Annotated in this window: 26 protein-coding genes, 1 tRNA gene and 1 pseudogene; 13 read left to right on the forward strand and 15 right to left on the reverse strand. The window is 71.0% G+C overall.

The features are described from left to right. Nucleotides 1–64: 64 nt before the first annotated feature. Nucleotides 65–550, forward strand: coding sequence for a DUF7321 family protein (locus P0R35_RS07750; protein WP_284011937.1), 486 nt, complete (start codon nt 65–67; stop codon nt 548–550). Nucleotides 551–579: 29 nt separating this feature from the next. On the opposite strand, the gene P0R35_RS07755 is transcribed toward P0R35_RS07750, so the two are convergent. Both P0R35_RS07755 and nth read right to left on the reverse strand, forming a co-directional pair. Continuing rightward, complete coding sequence (locus P0R35_RS07755; RefSeq protein WP_284011939.1) at nt 580–801, reverse strand: hypothetical protein; 222 nt, start codon at nt 799–801, stop codon at nt 580–582. A 77-nt stretch (nt 802–878) separates the two neighbouring features. Continuing rightward, entirely contained in the window at nt 879–1,562 is a 684-nt protein-coding gene (gene nth, locus P0R35_RS07760; protein ID WP_284011940.1) for an endonuclease III, read from the reverse strand. A gap of 118 nt (nt 1,563–1,680) precedes the next feature. Between nth and P0R35_RS07765 the strand changes: the two genes are divergently transcribed. Next, nucleotides 1,681–1,809, forward strand: coding sequence for a hypothetical protein (locus P0R35_RS07765; RefSeq protein WP_284011941.1), 129 nt, complete (start codon nt 1,681–1,683; stop codon nt 1,807–1,809). Between the two features lie 150 nt (nt 1,810–1,959). Here the strand turns inward: P0R35_RS07765 and P0R35_RS07770 are convergent, their stop codons facing one another. From P0R35_RS07770 to P0R35_RS07790, 5 genes are all read right to left on the reverse strand, one after another. Then, entirely contained in the window at nt 1,960–2,262 is a 303-nt protein-coding gene (locus P0R35_RS07770; protein ID WP_284011942.1) for a hypothetical protein, read from the reverse strand. Between the two features lie 69 nt (nt 2,263–2,331). Then, nucleotides 2,332–2,404: transfer RNA gene (locus P0R35_RS07775), tRNA-Gln, on the reverse strand. Nucleotides 2,405–2,454: 50 nt separating this feature from the next. Then, entirely contained in the window at nt 2,455–2,604 is a 150-nt protein-coding gene (locus tag P0R35_RS07780; RefSeq protein WP_284011943.1) for a hypothetical protein, read from the reverse strand. A gap of 111 nt (nt 2,605–2,715) precedes the next feature. Beyond that, nucleotides 2,716–3,153 (reverse strand): metal-dependent transcriptional regulator, encoded by a 438-nt coding sequence (locus tag P0R35_RS07785; RefSeq protein ID WP_284011944.1) that lies wholly within the window; start codon nt 3,151–3,153, stop codon nt 2,716–2,718. A gap of 2 nt (nt 3,154–3,155) precedes the next feature. Then, on the reverse strand, nt 3,156–3,641 hold the full coding sequence (locus P0R35_RS07790; RefSeq protein ID WP_284011945.1) for a ferritin-like domain-containing protein: 486 nt from the start codon (nt 3,639–3,641) through the stop codon (nt 3,156–3,158). A gap of 170 nt (nt 3,642–3,811) precedes the next feature. On the opposite strand from P0R35_RS07790, the gene P0R35_RS07795 reads away from it, so the two are divergent. Both P0R35_RS07795 and P0R35_RS07800 read left to right on the forward strand, forming a co-directional pair. Next, on the forward strand, nt 3,812–5,059 hold the full coding sequence (locus tag P0R35_RS07795) for an MFS transporter (protein WP_284011947.1): 1,248 nt from the start codon (nt 3,812–3,814) through the stop codon (nt 5,057–5,059). Between the two features lie 57 nt (nt 5,060–5,116). Next, nucleotides 5,117–6,427, forward strand: a complete 1,311-nt coding sequence (locus P0R35_RS07800; protein ID WP_284011948.1) for a saccharopine dehydrogenase family protein — start codon at nt 5,117–5,119, stop codon at nt 6,425–6,427. Between the two features lie 88 nt (nt 6,428–6,515). Here P0R35_RS07800 and sufD read toward each other — a convergent pair whose 3' ends face one another. The 4 genes from sufD to P0R35_RS07820 form a co-directional block, all read right to left on the reverse strand. Further along, nucleotides 6,516–7,724 carry a Fe-S cluster assembly protein SufD gene (sufD, locus tag P0R35_RS07805; protein ID WP_284011950.1) on the reverse strand — a complete coding sequence of 403 codons (1,209 nt, stop codon included), beginning with the start codon at nt 7,722–7,724 and terminating at the stop codon, nt 6,516–6,518. Nucleotides 7,725–7,758: 34 nt separating this feature from the next. Further along, on the reverse strand, nt 7,759–9,189 hold the full coding sequence (gene sufB / locus P0R35_RS07810; RefSeq protein ID WP_284011951.1) for a Fe-S cluster assembly protein SufB: 1,431 nt from the start codon (nt 9,187–9,189) through the stop codon (nt 7,759–7,761). Between the two features lie 56 nt (nt 9,190–9,245). Next, nucleotides 9,246–10,163 (reverse strand): ABC transporter ATP-binding protein, encoded by a 918-nt coding sequence (locus P0R35_RS07815; RefSeq protein WP_284011953.1) that lies wholly within the window; start codon nt 10,161–10,163, stop codon nt 9,246–9,248. A 138-nt stretch (nt 10,164–10,301) separates the two neighbouring features. Continuing rightward, complete coding sequence (locus P0R35_RS07820) at nt 10,302–13,064, reverse strand: DNA-directed DNA polymerase (RefSeq protein ID WP_284011954.1); 2,763 nt, start codon at nt 13,062–13,064, stop codon at nt 10,302–10,304. 208 nt (nt 13,065–13,272) lie between these two features. Between P0R35_RS07820 and P0R35_RS07825 the strand changes: the two genes are divergently transcribed. The 3 genes from P0R35_RS07825 (at nt 13,273) to P0R35_RS07835 (ending at nt 14,435) form a co-directional block, all read left to right on the forward strand. Next, nucleotides 13,273–13,443 carry a DUF7331 family protein gene (locus P0R35_RS07825; RefSeq protein ID WP_284011955.1) on the forward strand — a complete coding sequence of 57 codons (171 nt, stop codon included), beginning with the start codon at nt 13,273–13,275 and terminating at the stop codon, nt 13,441–13,443. Nucleotides 13,444–13,497: 54 nt separating this feature from the next. Then, nucleotides 13,498–13,935: a DUF7322 domain-containing protein gene (locus tag P0R35_RS07830; RefSeq protein WP_284011956.1), complete on the forward strand. Its 438-nt coding sequence runs from the start codon at nt 13,498–13,500 to the stop codon at nt 13,933–13,935. Between the two features lie 80 nt (nt 13,936–14,015). Then, nucleotides 14,016–14,435, forward strand: coding sequence for a DUF7346 family protein (locus P0R35_RS07835; protein ID WP_284011957.1), 420 nt, complete (start codon nt 14,016–14,018; stop codon nt 14,433–14,435). A gap of 75 nt (nt 14,436–14,510) precedes the next feature. Here the strand turns inward: P0R35_RS07835 and rad50 are convergent, their stop codons facing one another. Genes rad50 through P0R35_RS07850 form a run of 3 tightly spaced genes read right to left on the reverse strand, consistent with a single transcriptional unit; the run spans nt 14,511 to nt 18,924 of the window. Further along, the gene (gene rad50, locus P0R35_RS07840) at nt 14,511–17,207 is read right to left on the reverse strand and encodes a DNA double-strand break repair ATPase Rad50 (RefSeq protein ID WP_284011958.1); all 2,697 of its coding nucleotides are present in this window, start codon (nt 17,205–17,207) and stop codon (nt 14,511–14,513) included. Beyond that, nucleotides 17,204–18,496 (reverse strand): DNA double-strand break repair protein Mre11, encoded by a 1,293-nt coding sequence (mre11, locus tag P0R35_RS07845; RefSeq protein ID WP_284011960.1) that lies wholly within the window; start codon nt 18,494–18,496, stop codon nt 17,204–17,206. Before mre11 ends, rad50 begins: the two co-directional genes overlap by 4 nt. Next, on the reverse strand, nt 18,493–18,924 hold the full coding sequence (locus P0R35_RS07850) for a DUF7966 family protein (protein ID WP_284011961.1): 432 nt from the start codon (nt 18,922–18,924) through the stop codon (nt 18,493–18,495). Before P0R35_RS07850 ends, mre11 begins: the two co-directional genes overlap by 4 nt. A 90-nt stretch (nt 18,925–19,014) precedes the next feature. Between P0R35_RS07850 and yjjX the strand changes: the two are divergent. Beyond that, nucleotides 19,015–19,556, forward strand: a pseudogene (gene yjjX, locus P0R35_RS07855) (inosine/xanthosine triphosphatase). A gap of 3 nt (nt 19,557–19,559) precedes the next feature. On the opposite strand, the gene P0R35_RS07860 reads toward yjjX, so the two are convergent. Continuing rightward, the gene (locus P0R35_RS07860; RefSeq protein WP_284011962.1) at nt 19,560–21,440 is read right to left on the reverse strand and encodes a flippase-like domain-containing protein; all 1,881 of its coding nucleotides are present in this window, start codon (nt 21,438–21,440) and stop codon (nt 19,560–19,562) included. Nucleotides 21,441–21,709: 269 nt separating this feature from the next. Here P0R35_RS07860 and P0R35_RS07865 point away from each other — a divergent pair, with 269 nt between their 5' ends. The 5 genes from P0R35_RS07865 to P0R35_RS07885 all read left to right on the forward strand — a co-directional run bounded on the left by P0R35_RS07865 (nt 21,710) and on the right by P0R35_RS07885 (nt 26,078). Further along, complete coding sequence (locus tag P0R35_RS07865) at nt 21,710–21,982, forward strand: DUF7123 family protein (RefSeq protein ID WP_284011964.1); 273 nt, start codon at nt 21,710–21,712, stop codon at nt 21,980–21,982. Nucleotides 21,983–22,077: 95 nt separating this feature from the next. Continuing rightward, entirely contained in the window at nt 22,078–23,835 is a 1,758-nt protein-coding gene (pyk, locus tag P0R35_RS07870; RefSeq protein WP_284011965.1) for a pyruvate kinase, read from the forward strand. Nucleotides 23,836–23,930: 95 nt separating this feature from the next. Further along, entirely contained in the window at nt 23,931–24,140 is a 210-nt protein-coding gene (locus tag P0R35_RS07875) for a DUF7312 domain-containing protein (protein WP_284011966.1), read from the forward strand. A gap of 22 nt (nt 24,141–24,162) precedes the next feature. Beyond that, a complete protein-coding gene (locus P0R35_RS07880) occupies nt 24,163–24,768 on the forward strand; it encodes an NfeD family protein (RefSeq protein WP_284011967.1) in 606 nt (201 codons plus the stop codon). Between the two features lie 104 nt (nt 24,769–24,872). Further along, the gene (locus P0R35_RS07885) at nt 24,873–26,078 is read left to right on the forward strand and encodes an SPFH domain-containing protein (RefSeq protein ID WP_284011968.1); all 1,206 of its coding nucleotides are present in this window, start codon (nt 24,873–24,875) and stop codon (nt 26,076–26,078) included. Nucleotides 26,079–26,199 lie beyond the last annotated feature (121 nt).

A 26,199-nucleotide genomic window follows, 5' to 3' on the forward strand; every position in this document is an offset into this window, starting at 1 on the left:
GAGGGGGCGACCCCCGGGGCGACGCCGGAGGGCTTAGGGGTCAGCCACCCCGAGTGCCGGGTGGATGGTGTCGGAGGGGACGACGGCGACGGTCGCGGGTGCGATGGTGACGGCGAGCCTGCCGTTCTACCTGTACGGCGCGTGGATCATGGTGGGCCGCGATCAGGACCACGTCACGTGGGACCGCCTCGTGCGGCACCTGCGCGTGATCCTCCCGGGGCTCGTGCTCAACACGATCCCCGTGGCCGTCTGGATGGCCCCGCGGCTGCTCCAGCAGTTCGGCGGCGTCGCGGCGCTGCACGCCTTTCTCGGGCTGCAGGCGTACGCGCTGCTGGCGTTCGGCCTGACCGGGATCGTGCGGATCTTTCAGGTGAAACGCGAGAACGACCTCTACGACCTCGACGACCCCGACACGAACCTCAACGACCTCCACGAGAACATGGCCGCGTGGCGGGGGCGCCTCCGGATCGGCGTGTTCGGCTACGTGCTGTTCTGGTTCCTCGCGTACGGCGTCGGCCTGTACCGGTACTACGGGCTCTACATCGCCTGAGATCGGGCGACGAGACGGCTCGCCGTCCGTCAGGACCGATACGGCGGTTCGTCGCGGTGGGCGTCGGGGTTCTCCTGCTCGGCGGCCTCCTCCTCGCGCGCCTCGCCGTCGGTGTCGTCGCGCCCCGGCTCCCGGTCCGGCACGGCCTCCTCGGGCGCCTCGGCGTCGTCCTTCGAGGACGTCGCGTCCTCGGCCGTTTCCAGCTCCGTGTCCTCTTCGACGTCGGTGCCGTGTCCGCTGGAATCGGACATGTGCTCGCGTTGACGAGAGTGGCGGGTAAACGCGGCGGCCGAACTGAGGGCGGGACGGCTCCGGGGACCCCGACGCCCTACCACGCCTCGCCGCTGGCGAGGTCGACCGCGGCGTCGCCCCGCTCGGAGGGACACAGGTCGGCGAGCACGCAGTCGTCGCACTCGGGGCTCCGGGCGGTGCAGGTCGCGCGCCCGTGGCTGATGAACAGGTGGGTGAACATCCGCCAGTCGTCCTCCGGAACGACGCCCATCAGGTCGGTCTCGATGGCTTCGGGCCGCTCCTCCTCGGTGAGGCCGAGCCGTCGCGAGATGCGCTGGACGTGGGTGTCGACGACGATGCCCTCGGTCACGTCGTGGGCGTGCTGGAGGACGACGTTCGCCGTCTTCCGCCCGACGCCGGGCAGGTCGGTCAACTCGGTCATCGTGTCGGGCACCGCGCCGTCGTGCTCGGCGACGAGGATCTCGCCGATCCCCTTCAGGTAACCGCCCTTGTTGTTGTGGAACGTGATGCCGTAGATGTCCTCCGCGAGCTGTTCCTCGCTGGCGTTCGCGTAGTCCTCGGCCGTGGTGTACTTCTCGAAGAGGTCCTCGCACACCTCGTTGACGCGCTCGTCGGTGCACTGCGCCGAGAGGACGACCGCGACGAGCAGTTCGAGCCGGGTGGTGAAGTTCAGCGAGATGTCCGTGTCCGGGTACTGGTCGTAGAGCCTGTCGAGCACCTCGACGGCCTGCGCCTCGCGCGAGTCGAGCGGCGTTCCCATAGCCGTCCCTGCGCCGCACGGTGCTTGAACGGTTCGGAGGCCGTCCGCGGCGGCGAGGGGCGGTCGACCGACTGGCTCCGAGGGGAACCGTTTTGCCGCCGCCCGCGAACGGTCGGTCATGGACCTCGGCCCCCTCGACCACGAGTCGTTCCGCGCGGCCGCCGGCACGCTCGCCGCCTACGGCGCGATCCTCGCCGTCATGACGCTGCTGCTGTTCGGCGTCCCGTTCCTGCTGTTCAGTCTGTGAGCGTCAGCGTTTTGCCTCGCGCGGGGAACCGCGATCCATGGACCGTCAGCAGGTGCTCGCGCTGATCCTCGTGGGGCTGATGCTGTTCTCGTCGCTCGCGTACGCCGTCTCGTTCATCTGACTCCGCCGGCCCGGCCGCCTCCAGCCGACTCAGTACAGCGGCTCGGGCTCGTCACCCTCCACGGGGTCGACGCCGAGCGCGTCGGCGACCGCGCGCAACTCCGGTTTCGAGAGGCTTCCGGTGGCCGCCGCCTCCGGAGTGTCGGCTACGCCGACCGCGGCACGGATCGCCGCGCGCGTCGCCTCGTTCGACGACCGGTGTCGCGGGTGGACGTCGAGCGCGTCCGCGATCGCCGCCAACTCCTCTTTGGTGAACGCCGCGGTCGTCTCCCGTTTGAACCGGCCGACGCCGCCGCGGATGCCGTTACGGATGTCGTGAACGGTGAGCGTCACGGTCGCTCGTGGGCTGTGCACGGTGAAAACGTCGCCGCCACGCCGCGGGGACGGACGGGAACGGGTCGATAGTCCCGGGCGGATTCGAACCGCCGTCGAAGGCTCCAAAGGCCCTCATGATTGGCCACTACACCACGGGACTCCACACCCCGTGCTACCGGGCGGACCTACAATAGGATTACCTTCTGTCGTTCACGCCCGACGGATGTCGAACCCCTCGCAGTCGGGACACTGCTGTCGGTTCGCGTCGAACCCCCGGCCACAGCCGACGCACTCGAAGTCGTTCCGGTTCTCTCCCCGCCCCACGATCGACAGCAGTCGACCCGCGACACCGGTACCCATCGTGAACGTACGTTGCAGACGAACCCACTTAATGACGGTGGCCTAGTGGCCGAGAACTACCGCAAGCGGGCTCCAACCCCGCGATTTCCGATGCTTCGCCGCCGACGCGATTCAGTCGGCGGTGTGTTCGGCTTCGACCTCGGCGAGGTACTCGCAGGCGTCGGTCTCGGCGTCGAAGCAGTCCGGGCACTCCGTCGACCGGTCGATGATCGTGTCGAGGCGTTCGGCGACGGTGTCGTCGATGACCGCCTCCAGCGAGCGCGCCTCCGAGCGGAACTCCTCGACCTCCAGCACGTTCGCGAGGAACCGCTCGATGATGCAGTAGTTCGAGAGGGCGTCGCGGGCGCGGACGATACCCTCGTCGGTGAGCGAGACGCCCTTGTACTTCTCGTGTTCGGCGAGGCCGCGCTCCTCGAGCTTCCCGATCATCTCGTTGGCGGAGGCGGGGCTCACGTCGAGCGCGTCCGCGACCGACCCGGTCGACGCCGGGCCGTCCTCCACCGCCTGCACGAGGTAGATGGCCTTGAGGTACTGGTCTGCGGTGTTCATCGTTATCGGCGCTCCATGACCGCCGTCACTTCCTCGACGCCCTCGGCCTCCTCGGCGCGGATGCTCCGGAGCGTGTCGAGCACCCGCTCGCGGTCGACGGAGAACGACGAGTCGCTCCCCTCGATGGCCCCGATCAGGTCGTCGTAGAACTTGTACGCCGTCTCCTCGTTGCACAGCTGGTCGTAGAGGACGCCGTCGAAGTCCTCCGGCTTCGTCTTCCCGTACTGCGCCTCGACGAGGGCCTCGATCTCCTCGTAGGAGACGGACTCGGCGTCGAGTTCCGCGATCAACTCCTCCAGCCGCTCGCGGTGCTCGGCCGACTCCGCGGCCGCCTCCCGCAACAGCGTGTCGAGTTCCGCGTCGAACTCGTCCTCCATCTCGCGGTGGTGGTGGGTCGAGCGCGCCTCGACCACCTCCTCCAGCACCACGCCGATCTGGAGGAGCCGCGCGAGCTGGTGGTCCGACGTGACCCGCTGCCCGACGCTCACGGCCGTCCACCCCGCGCGGGTCGGACGGGGCGGTCGTCGACCGGTTCCTCGTTCATGGCTGGCAACTCGGACGACGCCGACCGTAAGCCTTCCCCTCGGGGGCCGTCGTGCCGCCGTCGGCCGGCCGCCGACGCCGAACGCTCAAGCCCGCCGGGGGACAACGGGCGCCCATGACGGACGGGAGCGACCCGGCTGACCCCGCGGCCGACCGGCGCGACCGCGTCGCGCTCGCGGCCGTCGTCGCGGCGGTGCTGCTCGCCCAGACGCTCGTGTACCCGGGCGTCGACATCCTCGCGGCGGCGTTCGGCGGGACGGGCGTCGGCGCCCCCACGCTGTTCCTCGCGGTCGAGTTCGCCGCGTTCGTCGTGTTCGCCGGGCCCTGGGGGACGCTCTCCGACCGGATCGGCGAGCGCCGCCGCCTCGTCGCGCTCGCGGCCGCGGGCGGCGCGGTCGGCTACCTCGCGCTGGCCGTCGCCGTGGACACGAGCCTCCCGTTCGCAGGCGTCCTCCTCCTGCGCGCGCTCCAAGGCGGCGCGACCGTCGGCGCGCTGTCGCTGGCGATCTCGGCGCTGGCGGACCGCTCGGGCGGCAACGGCCGCAACATGGGCGTCGCCGGCATCGCCATCGGCGTCGGCACCGCCGTCGGCGCGCCGCTGGGCGGCCAACTGTTCGAGGTCGGCACCGTCGTCCCGCTGTACGGGGCGGCGGTCCTCCTCGCCGTCGCGGCCGTGGGCGCGCTCGCGGTCCCCGACAGCCCGCCTTCGACGGCCGGCGGTGCGGGCGACGGGCGCAGTCACGGCGGCCTCGCCGCGCTGCTCGCGGGCCTGCGCGACCGGCGCGACCTGACGGTGCCGTACGCGTTCGCCTTCGTCGACCGGCTCACGGCCGGCTTCTTCGCGCTCGTCGGCACGCTGTACTTCCGCGAGGCGTTCGGGCTCGGACCGGGCGCGACGGGGCTGTTGCTCGCGGCGTTCTTCGCCCCCTTCGCGCTCCTGCAGTACCCCTTCGGCCTCCTGTCGGACCGCGTCGGGCGGGTCGCCCCCGTCGCCGCCGGGTCGGCGGTGTACGGGCTCGCGGTGATCGGGGTCGGGCTCGCGCCGACGGTGCCCCTCGTCGCGGTCGGGATGGTCGCCGTCGGCGTCCTCGGCGCGCTGATGGCCCCCGCGACGCTCGCGCTCGTCGTCGACCTCGCGGCCGACACCGACCGCGGGGCGGCCGTCGCCGGCTTCAACGCCGCCGGCAGCCTCGGCTTCCTCGCCGGCTCGCTCGTCGGCGGCGCCGTCGCCGCCGAGGCGGGGTTCCTCGCGGCGTTCGTCGTCGCCGGCGGCAGCGAGTTCCTCCTCGCGCTCGCGGCGCTGCCCGCGCTGCTCCGGCTCGGACGGCGCTCGGGGCGGACGGCGGTGTTCGGCGGCGACTGAACCGCCGCCGGCGGTGACAACGCTGATTGGTGGGGGCGGCGACCGTCGATCCACGACATGTCCACGCACGACCGCGAGTACGACGTCGTCCTGTGGGGCGCGACCGGGTTCACCGGCCGTCTCGTCGCCGACTACCTCGCCGGGCGCTACGGCGCGACCGACCTCGACTGGGCACTCGCGGGCCGCAGCGAGGACCGACTCGCGGACGTCCGCGAGAGCGTGGCCGCCGACCACGGCGACGGCGGCGACGCCGACGACGGGAGCGAGCAGGCGGAGAGCCTCGCCGACCTCGACCTGCTCACCGGCGACGCGTTCGACCGCGACAGCCTCGACGCCATCGCCGAGCGCACGGCGGTCGTCTGCACCACCGTCGGGCCGTACGCGACGTACGGCTCGGAACTGGTCGCCGCCTGCGTCGAGCACGGGACGAACTACTGCGACCTCTCGGGCGAGGTCCACTGGATGCGGCGGACGATCGACGAACACCACGACCGCGCCACGGAGACGGGCGCACGGATCGTCCACGGCTGCGGCTTCGACTCCGTCCCGAGCGACGTGGGCACCCTGCTCCTCCAGACGCACGCCGCCGAGGAACTGGGCGCGCACTGCGACGAGGTGCGGGGGCTCGTCTCGATCCGCGGCGGCGCGTTCAGCGGCGGCACGATCGCCAGCATGGTCGAGATGTACCGCGAGGGCGCCGCCGACCGCGACGTGCGGCGGATCCTCGCGGACCCGCGGGCGCTCGACCCGCCCGAGAGCCGCGGCGCGCCCGCCGAGCGGCCCCAGCGCGGGGTCGGCCGCGACCGCGACCGCGACACCTGGACCGCGCCGTTCGTCATGGCGCAGATCAACGAGCCGGTCGTCCGGCGCTCCAACGCCCTGCTGGGCTACCCGTGGGGGCACACCTTCCGCTACGGCGAGGCGCTCCGCACCGGCGACGGCGTGAAGGGAGCGGCGACGGCCGGCGCGCTGGCCGCCGGGCAGGGACTGCTCGCGGGGGCGCTGTCGGTCGGGCCGCTCCGCGAGGCGCTCGACCGGTACGTCCTCCCCGACCCGGGCGACGGCCCCGACGAGGAGACCATCGAGGGGAGTTCCTTCGAGGTGCGACTGCGTGGCACGGGCGCCTCCGAGGAGCACCCGGGCGGGTACACCGTCGAGGCGACCGTCCGCGGCGACCGCGACCCGGGGTACGGCTCGACGTGCCGGATGCTCGGCGAGTCGGCGGTGTGTCTCGCCCGCGGCGAGGTGGACTCCCCCCACGACGGCGGGGTGTTGACGCCGGCGTCGGGGATCGGACTCCCGCTGATCGACCGGCTGGAGGGGACCGGCGTCTCCTTCGACGTCGAGACGGTCGAGGGCGGCGACTGAGGCGGGGGCGCCGTCGCTCGTCGGTGCTCGACGGCGGGGCGTGGAAAACCGCGGGCGAGTTCGGAACGGGACCGCGGGGTCGCGGGCCTCAGTCGAGGCGCGCGACGACGAGGTCGTCGATGTCCTCGCGCAGTTCGTCGACCTCGACCTCCTCGAGGACGGGGACGAAGAACCCCTCCACGAGCATGTTGCGCGCGGTGCGCTCCGGGATGGACCGGGAGGTCATGTAGAACAGGTCCTCCGCGTCCACCTGGCCCACGGTCGCCGAGTGGCTGGCCTCGGTGTCGTGGTTGTGGATGATGAGCTTCGGCGAGGCGTCGGCCTCGGAGTCGTCGCTCAACATCAGCGTGTTCTCGCGCTGGTAGGAGCTGGTGTCCCACGCGTCGCGGCCGACGTCCTGCACGCCCTCGTACACCGAGCGCGCCTCGTCGTCGAGGACGCCGCGGGTGACCAGGTCGGCGGTCGTGTGCTCGCCGTGGTGCCACACGCGGGCGTTGATGTCGAGGTGCTGGTCGTTGTGACCGAAGAACGCGCCGACGATCTTCGTCTCCGAGGAGTCGCCCGTCAGCTCGGTCTCGATGTCCGAGCGGGTGAGCCGGGAGCCGATGTTCCCCTCGATCCAGCTGATCGTGGAGTACGTGTCGGCGTCGCCGCGCTTCAGCGTGAAGTTGTACACGTCCTCGTCGAGGTTCTGGAGCGAGCCGTACTGGACGTACGAGTTCTCGCCCGTGGCGATCTCCACGAGGTTGCTGAAGTAGCGGTCGCCGTCGACGTCGTCGCCGTTGGAGATCCGCTCGAGGATCGTGACCGAGGAGTTGGCCTCGGTGACGACGAGGGTGTGCGAGAACAGCGAGGTGCTGTTCATCTCGGCGCGCACCTTCACGTCCTCGGCGTCGACGCCCTCGGGGACGTAGATGACCGTCCCCGTGGTGAACAGCGCCGTCGACAGCGCGGTGAGGTAGTTGGTCTCCGGGTCGGTGACGGAGCCGAAGCGCTCCTTCACCAGCTCGGGGTGCTCGGCGACCGCCGTCTCGAAGTCGAGGACCTCGACGCCCTCGGCGGTGACGCGCTCGGTCACGTCGCGCTGGTCGAGCGGGTCGACGATCGACTCGTAGTCGAGGTCCTCCAGGTTCGTCCAGCGGCGGCCGGGCGTCTCGATGACGTTCGGCATGTCGAGGTCGTCCAGCGCCGCCAGCGCGTCGAGGCGCGTCTGGAGGAGCCAGTCCGGTTCGTCGCGCTCCGCGGAGATCTCTCTGACGGTCTCCTCGGAGATGCTTGCGGGTAGCTGTGTGCTCATTGTGTTGGTGAGTGGGTGAGACGAGGACTCGGGATTACCCGAGCGAGCCCTCCATCTCCAGTTCGACGAGCCGGTTGAGCTCGACGGCGTACTCGATGGGCAGTTCCTCCGTGATCGGCTCGATGAAGCCCGAGACGATCATCTGCTTGGCGTCGTCGTCGTCGAGGCCGCGCGACTGCAGGTAGAACACGTCCTCGTCGCCGATCTTCCCGACGGTCGCCTCGTGGGCGACGTCCACCGTCGACTCGTTGATCTCCATGTACGGCATGGTGTCGGAGGTGGACTCGTTGTCGAACATCAGCGCGTCACACTCCACCGCGGTGGAGGAGCCGTGCGCGCCGTCGGCGATGTGGACGAGGCCGCGGTAGTTCGTGCGGCCGCCGTCCTTCGAGATGGACTTCGACTCGATGGTCGACTTCGTGTTCGGCGCGTTGTGGTACACCTTCGCGCCGGTGTCGATGTTCTGTCCCTCGCCGGCGAACGCGATGGTGATGTGGTTGTCGGAGGCGCCGCGGCCCTTGAGGATGGAGCTAGGGTACAGCATCGTCGCCTTCGACCCCATCGAGCCGGAGATCCACTCCATCCGGCCGTTCTTCTCGACGATGGCGCGCTTCGTGTTGAGGTTGTACGTGTTCTTCGACCAGTTCTGGACGGTCGAGTACTGGACGTGGGCGTCCTCGTTGACGAACACCTCGACGCCGCCGGAGTGGAGGTTGAACGCCGAGTACTTCGGCGCCGAGCAGCCCTCGATGTAGTGGACCTCCGAGCCCTCCTCGGCGATGATGAGCGTGTGCTCGAACTGGCCCATCCCCTCGGAGTTCATCCGGAAGTACGCCTGCACCGGCATGTCGACGGTCGTGTCCTCGGGGACGTACACGAACGACCCGCCCGACCAGACGGCGCCGTGGAGCGCCGCGAACTTGTTGTCGCTCGGGGGGACACACGTCGTCATGAAGTGCTCGCGGACGAGCTCCTCGTGCTCCTGCACGGCCTCGTCCATGTTGCAGAAGACGACGCCCTTCTCCTCCCAGCGCTCCTGCATGTTCTGGTAGACGACCTCCGACTCGTACTGGGCGCCGACGCCCGAGAGGGCGTTCTTCTCGGCCTCCGGGATGCCCAGCTTGTCGAACGTGTCCTTGATGTCCTCGGGGAGCTCCGTCCAGTCGTCGACGCCGCCGCGGACGTCGACGTCGGGGCGGATGTACGGGACGATCTCGTCGACGTCGACCTCGCTCAGGTCCGGCTGCCCGGGCCAGTCGGTCGGCATCGGCATCGCGTGGTACTGCTCGAGCGCGCGCAGGCGCCGCTCGAGCATCCACTCGGGCTCGTCTTTGTCCTCGGAGATCGCGCGGATCGTCTCCTCGGTGAGGCCCTTCTCGCTCCGGAACGCCTCCTTCGAGTCCTTCTTGAAGTCGAAGCGCTCCTCGGTGTCCGTCTGTTTCAGGTGGTCCTGATCCGAACTCATGTGTTGATGGTGTTTACGGGTGTGTACGCATTAGGCTGTTCAGTAACCATGGTCGGTTACGCCGCGTTGTAGACTTCCTCGCGGACCCAGTCGTACCCCTTGTCCTCGAGCTGCTCGGCCAGGCTCGCGTCGCCCGACTTGACGACCTTGCCGTCGAGCATGATGTGCACGTGGTCGGGCTCGACGTAGTCGAGGATGCGCTGGTAGTGGGTGATCTGGAGGATGCCCGTGTTCTGTTCGTCGCGAAGGGCGTTGATACCCTTCGAGACGTCCTGCAGGCGGTCGATGTCCAGCCCGGAGTCGATCTCGTCGAGCACGGCGATCGACGGCTCGAGGATCGCGGCCTGCAGCACCTCGTTTTGCTTCTTCTCGCCGCCGGAGAAGCCGGCGTTGAGGTAGCGCTCGGCGAACTTCTCGTCCATGTCGAGCAGCTCCATCTTCTCCTTGAGGAGCTGCTGGAACTCGGCGACGCCGGCGTCGCCGTCGTCGGCGGGCCCCTCCATCGGGGAGGTGTCGTAGCCCGAGTCGTCCTCGTCGGCGTCGGCCTCCTCGGCCTCCTCGTCCTCGAACAGCTCCTCGCGCTCGTCGAGCTTGGCGTTGAGCGCCTGCCGGAGGAAGTTCACCATCGTCACGCCCTCGATCTCGGCGGGGTACTGGAAGCCGAGGAAGATGCCGAGCGCCGCGCGCTCGTTCGGCTCGAGCTCGAGCAGTTCCCACGTGAGGTCCTCCTCGTCGACGTCGGCGTCGATGTCCGCCACGTCCTCCTCGGAGAGGGTGAGCGTCACCGAGCCGCCGGTGACCTCGTACGCCGGGTGGCCCGCGATGACCTTCGCGGTCGTCGACTTGCCCGAGCCGTTCGGACCCATGAGGGCGTGGATCTCGCCTTGCTTCACTTCGAGGTCGACGCCCCGAAGGATCTCTTCGCCCGTCTCCGCGACCTGCGCCTGGAGGTTTTCGAGTTTGAGTGTCGCCATATTCGTGTGTACGCCTCTACGCGTCGATGGGGTCGTTCGACGCATGAAGGTTTCGCATGAGCGACCATGCGATTCCTTCGCACGAAAAATCGTTTTTCGATTCGGAAAAGATCCGGGTGTCCTGTCGCCCGGACGGGGTCACATGAAGCTGCCGAGCCCGGTCTGCTCTTGCCCGCTCTTCACCTCGTCCCACGACATCCCCAGCGCCTCGATGATGCGGGCGATCGGCCCCTCGAGCGTCTTCTCGAGCATCTTGTCCCAGTCGACCTCGAACTCCGCGGGCACCTCGTCGGCGTACTCGTAGCAGATCACGTCGGGGTCGCGCTTGAACTCCCCGTACAGCGGGTCCTGCGACGGGTCGAGCCCCCGCTCGTCCTCCATGCGCGCCCAGAAGTCGGGGTGGACCTTCCGGAGGTACAGCCGCTTGGGCTTGGAGCCGCGCTGGAAGTTGGTGCCGAGCAACAGGTTCGCGTACTTGGCGCCGCGGACCTGCGCGGTGTCCGTCTCGTACGCCTCCAGTCGCTTGCCGATGCCGCCCGGGATGCCGACCTCCTCGAGGTCGGCGTCGCCGCCGAGGAACCGCTGGATCTCGTCGTGGACGTACTCGGTGATGTCGTCGGTGTCCTCCCCGTGGACGATCATCTCGATGACGCGCTTCTGGACGCGCTTCGTCACCGGCGCGATGTCCGAGCGCTTGTACTCGAACCCCGTGATGTCGATGTCGTCGACCTCGTGGCCCTCCTTCCAGACGATGTGGCCCGCGTAGCGCTTCTTCTTGCCCGCCTGGAAGAACCGACGGTACAGCTTCTCGAACTCGATCTCGAAGCGGTGTTCCTCGGCGTCCAACTCCTCGCGGGCGAAGTCGTCGTACCGGCCGTTGATGTGCTCCTCGATGGCGAACGACTGCTCGATCGCCTCCTCGACGCTGAGGTCGTCGCCCAGCGCGAGCATGATCGAGTCGGTGTCGCCGTACGTGACCTCGTGGTCGATCTCGCGGGCGGCCTCCTCGGTGAACTCGATGACGCGCCGGCCCATCGCGGTGATCGCCGCGGCGTTGTCCTTGTCGTACAGGCGGAAGCGCTCCCAGCCGGAGACGCCGTACAGCGAGTTCATGATCACCTTCACGGCCGCCTGCTGCTGGTCGTACTGCTCGTAGGCGTCGGAGCCGACCTCGTGGGCGTCGCGCTCGCCCTTCAGCCGCTCGCGCTCGGTGAGCAGCTCGTCGATCATCCGGCGCATCATCCCGTCCGGCTCCTTGCGGAACCGCGTGCCGTTGGGGGCGCGGTACGTCTCCCCCTCGAACGACTCGGGGTCGTCGACGATCGTCTCCGGGCTGGCGTTGATCGTCACCATGCACATCGGGTACAGCGACTTCAGGTCCAGCACCGACACCATCTCCTCGACGCCGGTGATCGGCTCGAAGACGGCGCCGCCCTCGAAGTCCTCGCCGTCCTGCTGGCCCTTCGTCGGGAGGACGAACCGCCCGTAGGCGTTGTGCAGGACGTACATGTCGACCGCGTCGCCGGGGGTGGGGGCGTCCTCCAGTTGGCAGCCGACGATCTTGCGCGACTCGTCCCAGAAGTCGACGACGTCCTGCTTCCGGTCGATCTCGACGCACAGCTCTACGTCGCGGACGTTGTACTCCAGCAGGCGCTCGGGGTCCTGCTCCCACAGGTCGCCGATGTCGCCGGAGTAGCGCTCCTTCCCCACGTCGAGCTCGAGTTCGCCGACGGCGTCGAGCCGGTACGACTCCAGCTCGGAGAACTGCGTGCGCTGGTAGGCGTACAACAGGTCGAACACCACCCGGCCTTTGACGTCGGGGCCGCCCCACCCGGAGCGCCACGTCTCGTTCACGCGCGAGAGGCGGTCCGGCGAGAGGTCGTAGTCGCTCCGGGACTGGAGTTCCTCACAGCGGTCCATGAAGTACGGGGCGTCGAAGTCCTCGAAGTTCCACCCCGTGAGCACGTCCGGGTCCGTCGCCTCGACGTACGCGATGAACGCGTCGAGCATCGCGTCCTCCTCGGCGAACGTCCGCACCTCGATGCTGGCGTCGCCGTCGCCGATCTGCTCGTACCCTGCCAGCGCCTCGGGCGCGTCGACGCCGCCGACGGGGGCGTCGTACAGCCACGCGATGTACTCGTCGCGGTAGGAGTCGTGGGAGGTGAGACAGACGACCTGTTCCTCGCCGTCCTCGGGGAAGCCGTTGCGGTCGTCGACCTCGATGTCGAACGTGTTCACCCGGATGTCGGCGTCCACGTCGCACGGTTCGAGGTGGTCGGGCGTCACTTGGAGCCGCCCCCCGTCCTCGTCGGCGCGCGCGTCGAGCCGGCGCTCCTCGACGCGGATGCCGGCGGTGACGCCGTAGTCGATGAGGAAGCGGTTCGGGAACAGGATGTCCGCCTCGTAGGTGCGCTCGAAGTCGTCGCGGATCTGCCCCACGTCGCGCGGGGTCCGCGCGACGACTTTCGTGACGGGCGTCCCGCGGATCGACTCGAAGCGCTCGCCGTCGGGGTTCTCCTCGCGGGTGTCGAGGATCACGTCGTACTCGTCGACCAGGCTCCGCTCCTCGACGTCGGCCGTCGGCACGTAGAAGTACGGCTCGATCCCGAGGACGCGGACGTGTTCGGGCTCGTTGTCCGCGGTGCGGCCGAACACGTGGACGACGGGGTACTCCTCGGCGCCGGTCCCCTCGACGGTGTAGTCGACTGCGGTCACCATCAACTCCACCGTGCCGGTGGCGTCCGGCACGACGATGTCCTCGCGGTCGACGACCGCGCTGACGCGACCCTGGCCCGCGCCCGCGACGTACGCCGCCTCCTCGTCCGGTCGGCCGCCGTCGGCGTCGCCCCCGGCGCCGGAGTCCCCCCCGAAGTCGCCGAGGCCCGCCTGCGAATCGCTCATTGGCGGGCCTTTGCCGTTGGTCGGTAAAAACCTCCCCTTCGATCCGGACACGGCGCCCCGAACCCGGGATCTGCACTCCGGTAAGGTCGGCGTTCGACGCGGTAACACCGGATTACGGGAACGGCGAGATCGCACGACGGGAGCCGGGCGGCGAGCCCGGCCGCCACGGAAAGGCATATACCGTGTCAACCAGTACCATAGTCTGGACATGACCCCCGCATCCGATCCCCCGTTGGAGCGCTCGGGCGCGAGCCCGGACGAGGCCGTCGAGACGGTCGAGGCGTACGAGGACGAGGGGCGAACGGTGCTCTACGACGCGGAGAACCCGCTCGCGTGGGTCGAGGCGAGTACGGCCGTGACGCTCGCCGACCACGCCTGACACCCGAACACCCCGTCCGACAACCCTTTTCCTGCCGTCCGCGTACGACGCCCCGTGCTCGGCGAGGACGACGACGACGGCGACCTGTTCGGTCTCGAGCGACAGGCGTCCGAGGCGGAGCGCCGCGGGCCGCGCGTCGAGGTCCCGCGCGTCGCCGACCCCGCCGACTCGCTGCCCGACCCCTCGACCGTCGACCCGGCCGTCAGGCGCTCGTTCCTCACGGCCGTCATCTACGCCAACGTCGCCCTCCTCGGCGTCTCGCTGGGGCTGATGCTGATCGGCTTCAGGGGCGACCTCCGGTGGGGAGGCGCCGCGGTCGGCGTCGGCGTCCTCGCCGGGATCCGGGTGTACCAGACGTACCGGGCGTTCCGGAACCGCGACCGCGACGACGCGACACCCGACGACGCGACACCCGACGGTGACGACGGCGCGGCCGACACGACCGACGCGACCGACACGGCGGAGGCGGGCGCGTCGACGACCGAGGACTGACGCCCGCGGCCGCCGGGCGGGCGCGGTCGACCGTCGCCGTCACCGATACGGCTTTTCGCGCGGAGCGTCTCCCGACGACCATGCAGACGGTCCGCGACGGCGACGGCACGCGCTACCTCCTCGTGAAGCGCTCCGCGGAGTCGAGCCTCGTTCGCGACCCCGCCACCGGCGAGGAGCGCCACCTGCCGAACGGCGACCTCGAACCGGAGGGCGAGTCCGTCCTCGCGGCCGCGGCGGGCGGGCTCCCCGACGGGGTCCGGCGCGCGGTGCTGGCGTGTCGCGACGAGCGGGCGCTGGGCCTGCTCGTCGAGTTCGCGGATCGGGGACCGCTGTCGGTGCGGACGCTGCTCGACTCGTACGGCCTGTGCGAGTCGGACCTCCTCGGCCTGCTCTCGGAGTTCCGCGCGGCCGGGCTGCTCGCGGAGACGACCGTCGCCGGCGAGCGGGGGTACGAACCGACCGAGGCGGCGCTGACGGTCGTCGAGCGCTTCCGGCGCTGAACCGCCACGGGGACGCAGGTGACGGAGCCGCGCGGGGGCGCCCCGTGGCACCGCCGTCCGGGCGCCGGCGGCTGGTCAGTCGCCCGCGTTCAACTCGGAGCCGATCGTCGCGACCGACGGGTCGCTCGCGCGCTCCACGGTCGAGCGGTTCGACGTCGGGTCCTTCTCGACGCGGACCAGTTCGTCGGCGGCCGCGACGAGGTCGTCGTCGTGGCTGACGATCAGGATCTGTCGGACGCCGAAGCCGCGCATCTCGTCGACGAGGTCGGCGAGCCGCCCGACGTGGCCGGAGTCGAGGAACACCGTCGGCTCGTCGAGGATGAGCGGCGGGGTCGGCGCGGCGCCGTCGATGCCCTCCGCGAGCAGGCGGTAGACGGCACACCTGAGCGAGAGGTTGAACAGCGCGCGCTCGCCCCCGGAGAGCTGTTCGGGGTCGAGCGGCTCGCCGTCCTTCTGGTAGACCGTGAGGTCGTACTCGGCGTCCAACTCGATGTGTGAGTACGCGTCGTTGGCGTACACCAACTCGAACGTCTCGTTGAGCATGCGTTCGAGGTTCTCGACGTTGGCGCGGCGCAGCTCGGCGCGGAGGTCGCCGTACATCGCCTCCAACTCCGCCGTCTCGTCGTGGAGGGTCTCCAACTCCTCGACGCGCGCGGCCAACTCGTCCCGGCGCTCCCGGAGCGACTCCAACTCGTCCAGTTCGTTCTCCACGGCGCCGATCCGGCTCGTCAGGTCGTCGCGACGCTCGCGGAGGTCGGCCAGCGCGTCCTCGACCTTCTCGAGGTACTGCTCGGCGTTCTCGAGGCTGTCGCGGGCGGACGCGATCTGGTCCTCGTCGACCCGCTCTCGGAGGTCGTCGCGCCGGCTCCGCTTCGACGCGAGGAACTCCCGGCGCTCGTCGTTGCGGTCGGCGATGTCGCTCCGCTTCTCGCCGAGTCGCTCCACGTCCGCCTCCGCGTCCGCGATCTCGTCGCGCGCCTCGGCGACGGCGTCCAGCCGCTCGCGGGCGTCGTCCACCGCCTCGATGTCGGTCTCCAACGCCTCGGCGTCCTCGCGCGCCGCAGCCGCACGCTCGGCCTGCGTCTCGGCGGCCTCGCGTCGCTCCGCGGCGGTCGCCTCGAGGTCGTCCGCTTCCTCCCGGAGCGCGGCCGCACGCTCGCGCTTCTCGGCGGCCTCCGTCTCCGCGGTCGCGATCCCGTCCTCGACCAACTCGCGCGTCTCGTCGATCTGGGCGATCCGGCGCTCCGTCTCGACGAGCGTCTCCGCGCGGTCCAGTTCCGACCGGAGGTCCGCCTCGCGCTCGCGCCGCTCGGCGAGCTCCGCCTCCAGCTCCGCGACGCGCTCGCGGTCCTCGGCGAGCGTGTCGACGTGGGGGGAGTCGTCGACCGGCTGGCCGCACTCGGGACACTTCCCCTCCTCGAGGAGGCGCTCGGCCTCCTCGACGCGGGACTCGGCGGTGCGCAGGTCCGCGGTTGTCTCGTTGATCGCCGCCTGCACCTCCGTCAGGTCCTCGCGGACCGACTCCCGGTGTGCCTCCGCCTCGCCGACGGCGACCGGGGCGTCCTCGAACGTCGCCCGGCGCTCCTCGCGCTCGGCCTCGAGGTCGGCGAAGCGCTCCTCGCGCTCGGCCAGCGTCTCGGCGGCCTCCTCGGCGTCGGCGGCCACCTCCTCGGCCCGCTCGCGCTTCTCGGCCGCGCGCGACTCGGCGTCGTCGGCCTTCTCGACGAGGTTCTCCGACTGGTTCGTGAACGCGTTCACCCGCGAGCGCGTCTCGCGCAGTTCCTCGCGGATCGCGTCCTCGCGGTCGTCGAGCGCCGCCCGGCGCGTCGCGAGCGTCTCCGGGTCCGCGTCGGTCGCCTCTGTCGCGGCGAGCCGGTCGTCGAGCGTGTCGGTCAGGTCGTCGATCTGGTCGCGGAGGTCGGCCACGCGGTCGCCGAGGCGCTCGCGTTCGGCCTCGTCCTCGCGGATGGTCGCCTCCAACTCCTCGATCTCCGACTCGAGCGAGGCGAGCTCCTCGCGCCGCTCGGCCTGTTCGTCGAGCACCGACTGGGCCTGCTCGCGGCTCCGCTCGGCCTTCTCCCGCTGGGCCTCGTAGTTCTCGACCTTCTCGTCGACCGACGCCAGCGTCGACCGGAGCGACTGGCGAGTGCCGTGGAGGTCCTTCTCCTCTTTTCGCTCGACCTGTTCGGCGACGCCGTCGAGCGCGCCGCGCCGCTCCGAGAGGACGTCCTCGACGCCGAGCCGGGCGTCGCCGGCCCGCTCGCGATACTCCTCCAGCTTCCCGAGTTGGAGGAGGTCGTCGATCATGTCCTGGCGCTCGCTCGGCGTCGCGTTGATCAGCTTGTTCACCTCGCCCTGGCGGACGTACGCGCAGTTGACGAACGCCTCGGCGTCCATCCGGAGGAGGTCGGCGACGAACGACCGCACCTCGCGCGCGCCGTCGCGGACGACCGCCTCGTCGTCCGACTCGAGGACACACGTCGTCGTCTGGATCTGGTCGCCGTAGCGCTTCAGCTCCCGGCGGACGTGGTACGACCGGCCGTCGTGGGAGAACCACAGCTCCACCTCGCTCTCCTCGGCGCCGTTCGTCACCACGTCCGCGAGCGTCCCGTCGAGCGCCTTCGAGCCGTACAGCGCGAAGAAACACGCCTCGAGCAGCGAGGACTTCCCGCTCCCGTTGAGACCGTGGATCACCGTCACGCCGTCGGAGAGCCGGAGGTCGGTGTCGGCGTACGGCTTGAAGTTCCGCAGGCGGAGGCGGTCGAACCTCACCGCGAATCACCCAGCGTGAGTTGGCCGTCGTCGCCGTCGGTCGGCGCCTCGGTCGGCTCGCCGGTCGGCTCGGTCCCTTCAGCGGCCTCGCCGCCAGTCGATCCGTCGAGCTCGGCGTCCGTGTCCGCCGCGTCCTCGTCCGCCCCGGCGGGCGCGGTCGTCTCGTCAGTCCCCCCCGCGTCGTCGTCGGCCAGCCGTTCCTCGACCCGCCGCTTCACCTCCTCGCGGACGTTCGAGTCCGGGAGGTCGCCCCGAACGACGTCGTCGACGTCGAGGGCCGGTTCGGACAGTCCCAACTCGGCGACGCGCTCGCGGACGGCCTCGTCGGGGTCGGCGAAGCTGACCGACAGTTCCGTGTCGGTCTCCACCTCGCGTCGGTCGGTGACGCGGGCGACCAGCGCGCCGCGCTCGCTGGCGAACTCCTCGACGGCCGCCGGCGCGATGGGGTCGCCGTCGCCGGTCACGCTGACGATGACGACCGCGTCCGCGGCGTCGTGCTCGCGGACCGCGTCGCGGACGCGGTCGATGCCCTCGGCCGGCCCGAGTTCGGGTTCGACGAACACGAACGGGCGGGTCTCGATGGTCCGCCGCCGGATGTCGACGACGCCGTCGCCGGCGTCGGCGTCGGGCCCGAACGAGACGAGGTTGTAGCCGCGCTCGTCGCGCTCGGTCGCCGACGCGCGCTCGGTCGACCCGCAGTACGTCACCCAGGTGTCGGCCACCGTCTCGACGCCGGGTGCGTGGTTGTCGCCGAGGAGCACGGCGTCGAAGTCGACGGTCGACCGCGCCAGCACCTCCTCGGTGTCCCAGTCGGCGTGGGCGAACGGCTCGAACAGGCCGTGGCTCACCAGCGCCGCCGTGCCGGCGTCGTGCGGGGCGAACGCGTAGTCGAGCTTGTCGCGCTGGCTGACGGGGACGTGGTCGAGGCCGTAGAACGCCGTGTCGCCGACGACGACCGGCTCGGCGCCGAGGCGCGTCGCGAGCCCGAGCGACTCGAACAGGTCGAGCCACTGGCCGCCGCGCGTCGACTCGTGGTTGCCGACGACGGCGAGAAACGGGATGCCGGCGTCGTCCAACTCGCGGAGGGCCGAGAGCACGCCGAGGAGGTCCGGCAGGTCCGGGCGACGGTCCTGGAAGAGGTCGCCGGCGTGGACCACCGCGTCCACGTCGTCGGCGACGGCGTCGGCCACGACGCGCTCGAACGCGTCGAGGAAGTCGGCCCGTCGCTGGGGGGAGTGGTACTGGCGATACCCGATGTGGGTGTCGCCGGTGTGGATGATCCGCGTCATTGGTCGTCGGGTAGTGCCGCTCCCGGGATATGACTGTCGTGCGTGGGGCGGAAGTGGTCCGCGGCGTCGGCGCCGTCCGCGTCACCGTCGCCGTTCCGCCCCGCGACGCCGCGCGCGTCCCCGGCGGCGTCCCCACTGTCCCGGTACGCCGTCCGGAACGCGGCGACGGCGTCGAGCACCGCACGGGCGCGTCGGGCGACCGATCGGTCCGCGCCCCCGCCGTCCGCGACGATCCCGCGGAGGCGGTCGAAGCCGCCGGCCTCGGCGAACGCGGCCGCCGCCGCCACCGACTCCAGCGCGCGCTCGGCGTCCGCGACGAGCCGTCGCGATCGCTCGTCATCGCGCCCGCGCCGGTCGCCGGTCGCGAGCGCCCGAAGCGTCGCGCGGACCGCGGCGACGTCCCCGTCGGTGTCCCCTGTCGGTGTCACGGGGGCGGTGGTCCCGGCATCCGGGATGAACCCTCGCACCGCCGCGGCGCGGAGGGGAAGACACACCACCGACCGCGCGAACGTCGGGGTATGCGGATCGGCGTCGGTTCCGGGAACCCGGTGAAGCGCGAGGCGACCGAGCGGGCCGTGGCGGGGAGCGACGGCTTCGGCGACGGGGCGACCGTCGCGGCGTGTCCCGTCCCGTCGGGCGTGCCCGAACAGCCCCGCGGGACCGCGGAGACGCGCCGCGGCGCCGTGAACCGGGCGCGGGCGGTGCTCGACGCGGGCGACGACGACGTGCCGGGCTACGATCTGGGCGTCGGCGTCGAGGGCGGCGTCGCGGGGTTCGACGGCGACGACGCGCTGTTCCTCGTGATGTGGGCCGCCGTCGCCGACGGGGACCGCCTCGGCGTCGGCACGGGGCCGTCGCTCGTCCTCCCCGAGCGCATCGCCGGGCGCGTCCGCGACGGCGAGGAACTCGGCCCGGTGATGGACGACGTGCTCGGCGAGGACGAGGTGGCGAGGAAGCAGGGGCCGCGGGCGCGCTCACCGGCGGCCGCGTCGACCGGACGGACGCGCTCCGGACCGCCGTGGCGGGGGCGCTCGGCCCGTTCGTCACCGACCTGTACTGAGCCTCAGTCGTCGGTGGCGAACTCCGCCGCGCCCTCTGCCTCCCCCTCCTCCAACTCCTCCGTCTCGTCGACCGCGGCGGTCAAGGAGACGTTGAGGCCGAGCATGGCGGCGACGCCGCCGACGACGGTGACGACGTTCTTCACCGCGTGGTCGAGCACCGCCGCGGCGAACGCGACCGCCGCGGGGACGCCGCCGAGGCCGACGACGAGCGCGGTGAAGGCGGCCTCGTACAGCCCGATCCCGCCCGGCGAGAGGGGGAGCACCTTCGCGAGGTTGCCGACGGAGACGGCGAAGAAGCCGACGACGACCAGCTGCGTGAGCGTCATCGACGCGGTCGCGGCCGGGAACGCCGACAGCACGAGCAGCGCGGTCACCACGTCGAGGGTCCAGACGACGACGGAGACGCCGCCGACGCGGGCGAACGACGCCCGCGTGCCGGCGACGGTCTGGACGCCGGCCGCGAACTCCTCGATGACGCCCGCGACGTACTCGACGTAGCTGTCCTCGGAGAACCGGGAGACGATCGAGCGGACGTAGTTGGTGTCGCTGCGGGCGGTGGCGACGATGAACAACAGGCTCGCGACCGCGACGACGCCGACGAACGCCGCCACCCGCACAGCCGTCGAGACGGCGCCCGCGGAGACGCCGGGGACGTTCCCCGACACCGCCGCGGCGACCGCGCCGGTGCCGTCGGTGACGAGCAGGCCCGCGAGCACGGCGCCGGCCATCGCCGTGATCGTCAGCAGGTCGAACACCCGTTCGGCCGCGAGGGAGGCGAAGCCCGTCGGGTACGGGATGCCGCGGCGCGCCTTCACGACGTACGCCCGGACGGCGTCGCCGGCGCGGGCGGGGAACACGAGGTTCCCGGTCTGACTGATGAACACCGCGCCGGTGAGGAAGCCGACCTTCTCGTCGTAGCCCAGTTCGGAGAGGACGTCCCGGTACCGCAGGCCCCGGAGGGGCCACGAGAGCACGTAGACGACCGTGGCCGCGACCACCGGCACCGGGTCGGCGTCGGAGAACGCCGCGAGCACCGCCGAGGGGTCGAGGTAGACGGTCATGAGCGCGAGCGCCGCCACCGTCAGCAGGGCGCCCGCAGCGACCGTCCGCGTCCGGGTGATCCGCGGCGACACCGACAGTTGCCACCACAGCCGGACGACCTGACTGCCCATCCCGAACACGTCGCGCACGAGGTCGACCTTCGAGTCGCCCTTCGGCTCCCACTCGACGGGGAACTCGGCGACCCGGAGGCCGCGCCGCTGTGCGCGCACGAGCAGTTCCGTGTCCCAGAACCAGTGGGCGTCCTCCACCTCGTCGTGCAGTTCCTCGAACGCCGTCCGCGACAGCGCCTTGAACCCGCACTGGTGGTCGCGCAGGTCCGACCGGAGCACCGTCCGCACGAGGAGGTTGAATCCCCGCGAGGGGACGCCGCGCTTGGCCGGCCGGTCGGCTCGCTCGCCCGGGATCCAGCGGGAGCCGGTCGCCACGTCGTAGCCGTCGCGCTCGATCCGCGCGACCAACTCCTCGAGGTGGCGCATGTCCGTCGCGAGGTCGGTGTCGAAGTAGACGAGCGTCTCCCCCCTCGCGCGGTCGAACGCGAACTCCAGCGCGCCGCCCCGCCCGAGCCGGCGGTCGCTGTGGACGTGGAACACCCGGTCGTCCTCGCGGGCGAGGCGCGCGGCGATCTCCGGGGTACGGTCGTCGCAGCCGTCCTCGGCGACGATCACCTCGAACTCGTCGTCCCGGAGGAACCCCTCGAGGGTCTCGACGGTCGTCCGGACGGTCCCCTCGATCGTCGCCGCCTCGTTGTACGCCGGGAGGACGACGCTGACGCGGACGCTCGGCGCGTCCGCGGCCGTCGGGGGGTCGTCCGGGCCGCTCATTGTCGACACGATGGCCGGCCGCGGCGTAAGTACCTTCTGTACTTCCAGCGCGGGGGACACGCGCCGCCGCGCCGGGGGGGCGTGACCCTCGCGCGATCCGGCGCGCGACCCGCCGGGTCAGTCGCGGCTTACTCGCTGTTAGCCGCGCGTACCGATCGGCCGGATCGGCGGACGGGACGACGACGGTTGCGTCACCGTAACCACCCGACAGCGGCGTGTTAACCCCGTGTACCAAACCCCCTATGAGGGATCCTACCGTAGTCGGTTGTATGAGCGCGACGAGTACGGCCGACGCGACCCAGCCCGCGGACGCCGCCGCGGTCGCCGCCGACCTGAACGAGAAGCAACATCGGATCCTCGCGTACCTCCGCGACCACGCCGCCGAGCAGACCTACTTCAAGTCCCGGCTCATCGCCGAGGAACTCGGCCTCTCGGCCAAGGAGGTGGGCGCCAACATGGCCGCGGTCATCGACGCCGCCGCCGACATCGACATCGAGAAGTGGGGCTACTCCTCGGGCACGACCTGGATGGTCACGCGGTGAGGCGGCCGGCCTGTCGACCGGCCGGACTGTTCACTCGGACGCGAGTTGCGCTCCGTAGGCCTTTATAGCGGCGCGCGAGAGGTGCCGGTAAGACCATGCGACGAGCCAAGATCGTCTGTACGCTCGGTCCCGCCTCCGACGACCGGGCGACGATCCGGTCGCTCGCGGACGCGGGCATGTCCGTCGCTCGCCTCAACGCGAGCCACGGGGACACCGCCCACCGCGGCGAGGTGATCGACCGGATCCGCGCCGTCGACGACGCCACCGAGGAACCGCTCGCGGCCATGCTCGACCTCCAGGGCCCGGAGGTCCGCACCGCGGAGATCGACGAGCCGATCGAGCTGGCGACCGGCTCGGAGGTGGTGTTCTTCGCGGGCGACACCGCCGACGCCGAGTCGATCGGCGTGAGCCACTCCATCGCCGAGACGACGCCGGGCGACCGCGTCCTGCTCGACGACGGCCGCATCGAGGCGACCGTCACGGCCGTCGACGACGACGGCGTCCACGCGCGCGTCGACTCCGGGGGCGAACTCGGCTCCCGCAAGGGCGTCAACATCCCCGGCGTCGACCTGGGGCTGCCGACGATCACCGCCGCCGACGAGCGGGAACTGGACCTGGTGAGGGACCACGACGTGGACTTCGTGGCGGCGTCGTTCATCGGCGACGCGAACGACGTGTACGCCGTCGCCGACGCGCTGGAGGAACGGGGCGCCGGCGACGTGCCGATCGTCGCCAAGATCGAACGCGCCGACGCCGTCGAGAACCTCGACGGGATCATCGACGCCTCCTACGGCGTGATGGTCGCGCGCGGCGACCTCGGCGTGGAGTGCCCGCTGGAGGACGTGCCGATGATCCAGAAGCGAATCATCCGGAAGTGCGTCGAGACGGGCACGCCCGTCATCACCGCGACGGAGATGCTCGACTCGATGGTCCACTCCCGGCGCCCTACCCGCGCGGAGGCGTCCGACGTCGCCAACGCCGTCCTCGACGGCACCGACGCGGTGATGTTGTCCGGCGAGACGGCCATCGGCGACCACCCCGTGCGCGTCGTCGAGACGATGCACCGGATCGTCAGGCAGGTCGAGACCAGCGCCGAGTACGACGAGACGCGCGAGGACCGCGTGCCGCTGGCCGAGACGGAGTCGCGGACGGAGCCGCTGGCGCGCTCGGCGCGGTTCCTCGCGCGCGACACCGACGCCGCCGCCGTCGTCGCCGCCTCGGAGTCGGGGTACACCGCGCGCAAGACCGCGAAGTTCCGCCCCGGCGTCCCCGTCGTCGCGACGACCCCGAACGACCGTGTCCGTCGCCAACTCGCGCTGTCGTGGGGGGTCCGGCCGATGTCCGCCGACTACCACACGAGCGTCGAGCAGGTCATGGACTCGGCCGTCTCGGCCGCGCTGGAGGCGGGGGTCGCCGAGTCCGGCGACACGCTGGTCGTGCTCTCGGGCATGATGACCGAGCTGGAGGGGACGAACACGACGAACACCCTGAAGCTCCACGTCGCCGCCGAGACCATCGCCACCGGCCGCCACGTCGTCGGCGGGCGCGTCTCGGGGCCGCTCCGGCGCGTCCCCGACGGCGACCTCTCCGGCGTCCCCGAGGGCGCCGTCGTCTACCTGCCGGCCGACTTCGACGGCGAGTTCGACGGCGACACCACCAAGCTCGGCGGGATCGTCGACGCCCGCGCCGGCATGACGGGCTACCCCGCGCTCGTCGCCCGCGAGGTGGGCATCCCGATGGTGTCGGGCGCGCCGCTCGCGGACGACGTGACCGACGACACCGTCGTCACCGTCGACGCCGAGCGGGGCGTCGTGTACGAGGGCGACGTGATCGGGCACGCGCGGCGACGCTGAGCGACCGGTCACGGCGTTCGGATCCGCCGGTCCGCGCCCGCCAGTTCGCCCGCCACCCCGACACCTCTTTACCGTCCGCGCGGCTACCGCCGACAATGAGTGGCGAACGCGACCCCGACGTCGACTCCGACGGCAACGAGTGGCGCTTCGGGCTCGACGAGGTCGGCCCCGAAGCCGAGGCGGCGCGGGCGGCCGCCCGCGAGGAGGCGCCCATCGAACCGGAGTCGATCGACGTCGAGAACGCCCTGTTCGTGGTGGCCGGCGTGCTCGGCACGATCCTGTTCGTGTTCTCGGCGACGCTGTGATACCCGCGACACCCCCACACCGATGCTGATCCAGTTGGACCTGTTCGGCCCACAGACCCTCCCGCTGCTGCTCGTGGCCGCGGGCCTCGGCCTGTCGATCGCCGAGGCGCTGGCGCCGGGGGCCCACTTCGTCGTGATCGGCGTGGCCCTGCTGGCCGCGGGGCTCGTCGGGCTCCTGTTGGGCCCGCTGGCCGGGCCGTTCGTGCTCGGCCTCCTCGTGCTCGTGTTCGGCGCGCTCGCGTTCTACGGCTACCGCGAGTTCGACCTGTACGGCGGGAAGGGACAGGACCAGACGTCCGACTCCCGGTCGCTGCGCGGCGAGACGGGGCGCGTCACGGAGCGCGTCACCCCGACGGGGGGCGAGGTGAAGCTCGACTCCGGCGGGTTCAACCCCTTCTACTCGGCGCGGTCGGTCGACGGCGAGATCGCCGAGGGGACCGAGGTGATGGTCGTCGACCCCGGCGGGGGGAACGTCGTCACCGTCGAGTCGCTGGCGGGCGGCGCCGACGACATCGACCGCGAACTGGCCCGCGAACGGCGCCGCCGCGAGCGCGAGGCGGCCGACCTCGAGGACGACGGGGACGGCGAGCCGGCGTCCGAGCGCGAACGGGAGTTCGAACGGGAGTGACCCCCCGTCGACGACGGCGCATGTGCCGCCGGGCGGCGTCGCCGTCGCCCGGTTCGGAGTGACAACGTGCGAACCCTTAAGCCCCGTCCGGCGAACGCCTAGCCATGGTCCTCGTACCACTCCAGTTCGCCGGCATCGGCGCCGCGGTGATCGGGATCCTGTTCCTGCTCGTCGCGATCGTCGCCGTCTACCAGGCGATCGTCATCGTGGACGCCTACGAGAAGAAGGCGCTCACGGTGTTCGGCGAGTACCGGAAACTGCTCGAACCGGGTATCAACATCGTCCCGCCGTTCGTCTCGCGGACGTACACCTTCGACATGCGGACCCAGACGCTCGACGTCCCCCGACAGGAGGCGATCACCCGCGACAACTCGCCGGTGACCGCCGACGCCGTCGTCTACATCAAGGTGATGGACGCGAAGAAGGCGTTCCTCGAGGTCGAGGACTACAAGGTCGCCGTCTCCAACCTCGCGCAGACGACGCTGCGGGCGGTGCTGGGCGACATGGAACTCGACGACACGCTGAACAAGCGACAGGAGATCAACGCCCGCATCCGCAAGGAGCTCGACGAGCCCACCGACGAGTGGGGGATCCGCGTCGAGTCCGTCGAGGTGCGCGAGGTGAACCCCTCGAAGGACGTCCAGCAGGCGATGGAGCAGCAGACGTCCGCCGAGCGCCGTCGCCGCGCCATGATCCTCGAGGCGCAGGGTGAGCGTCGCTCCGCCATCGAGGAGGCCGAGGGTGAGAAGCAGTCGAACATCATCCGCGCGCAGGGTGAAAAGCAGAGCCAGATCCTCGAGGCGCAGGGCGACGCCATCTCGACGGTCCTCCGCGCGAAGTCCGCCGAGTCGATGGGCGAGCGCGCCATCATCGACAAGGGGATGGAGACGTTGGAGCGCATCGGGCAGGGCGACTCCTCGACGTTCATCCTCCCGCAGGAGCTCACCAGCCTCGTGGGCCGCTACGGCAAACAGCTGACCGGCTCCGACGTGCAGCAGAACGAGGGGCTGGACTCGCTGGAGTTCGACGCCGAGACGCGGGAGATGCTCGGCCTCGACGACATCGAGGACATCCTCGGACAGATCGACGAGGCCGCCGAGATGGACACCGAGGCGCTCGAACAGGAGGCCGCCGCGGTGAAGGAGGGCGACATCGGCGGCTCGATCAAGTCCGCCGACGAAGTCGTCGCCGAGGCGGATCAGGAGGACACCATCAAGTCCGCCGACGAGGTCGTCTCCGAGGCCGACAACGGCTCCGGCGCCGACGACGGCGCCGACGCCGAGGCGGAGCCCGAGACCGAAACCGAGTAGCCGAGCCGCCGCCGCGACCCTCCACCCTTCTCCGGTCGCCCGTCAGTCGCCGGCGGCGTCCCGGCCGCGGCGCGACGGCGACAGGGTGGCTACGGACTGCCGCTCGCTTGGTTTCACCGTA

It is taken from the genome of Halobaculum litoreum (genome assembly GCF_030127125.1).
In the GTDB taxonomy this organism is placed as follows: Archaea; Halobacteriota; Halobacteria; order Halobacteriales; family Haloferacaceae; genus Halobaculum; species Halobaculum litoreum.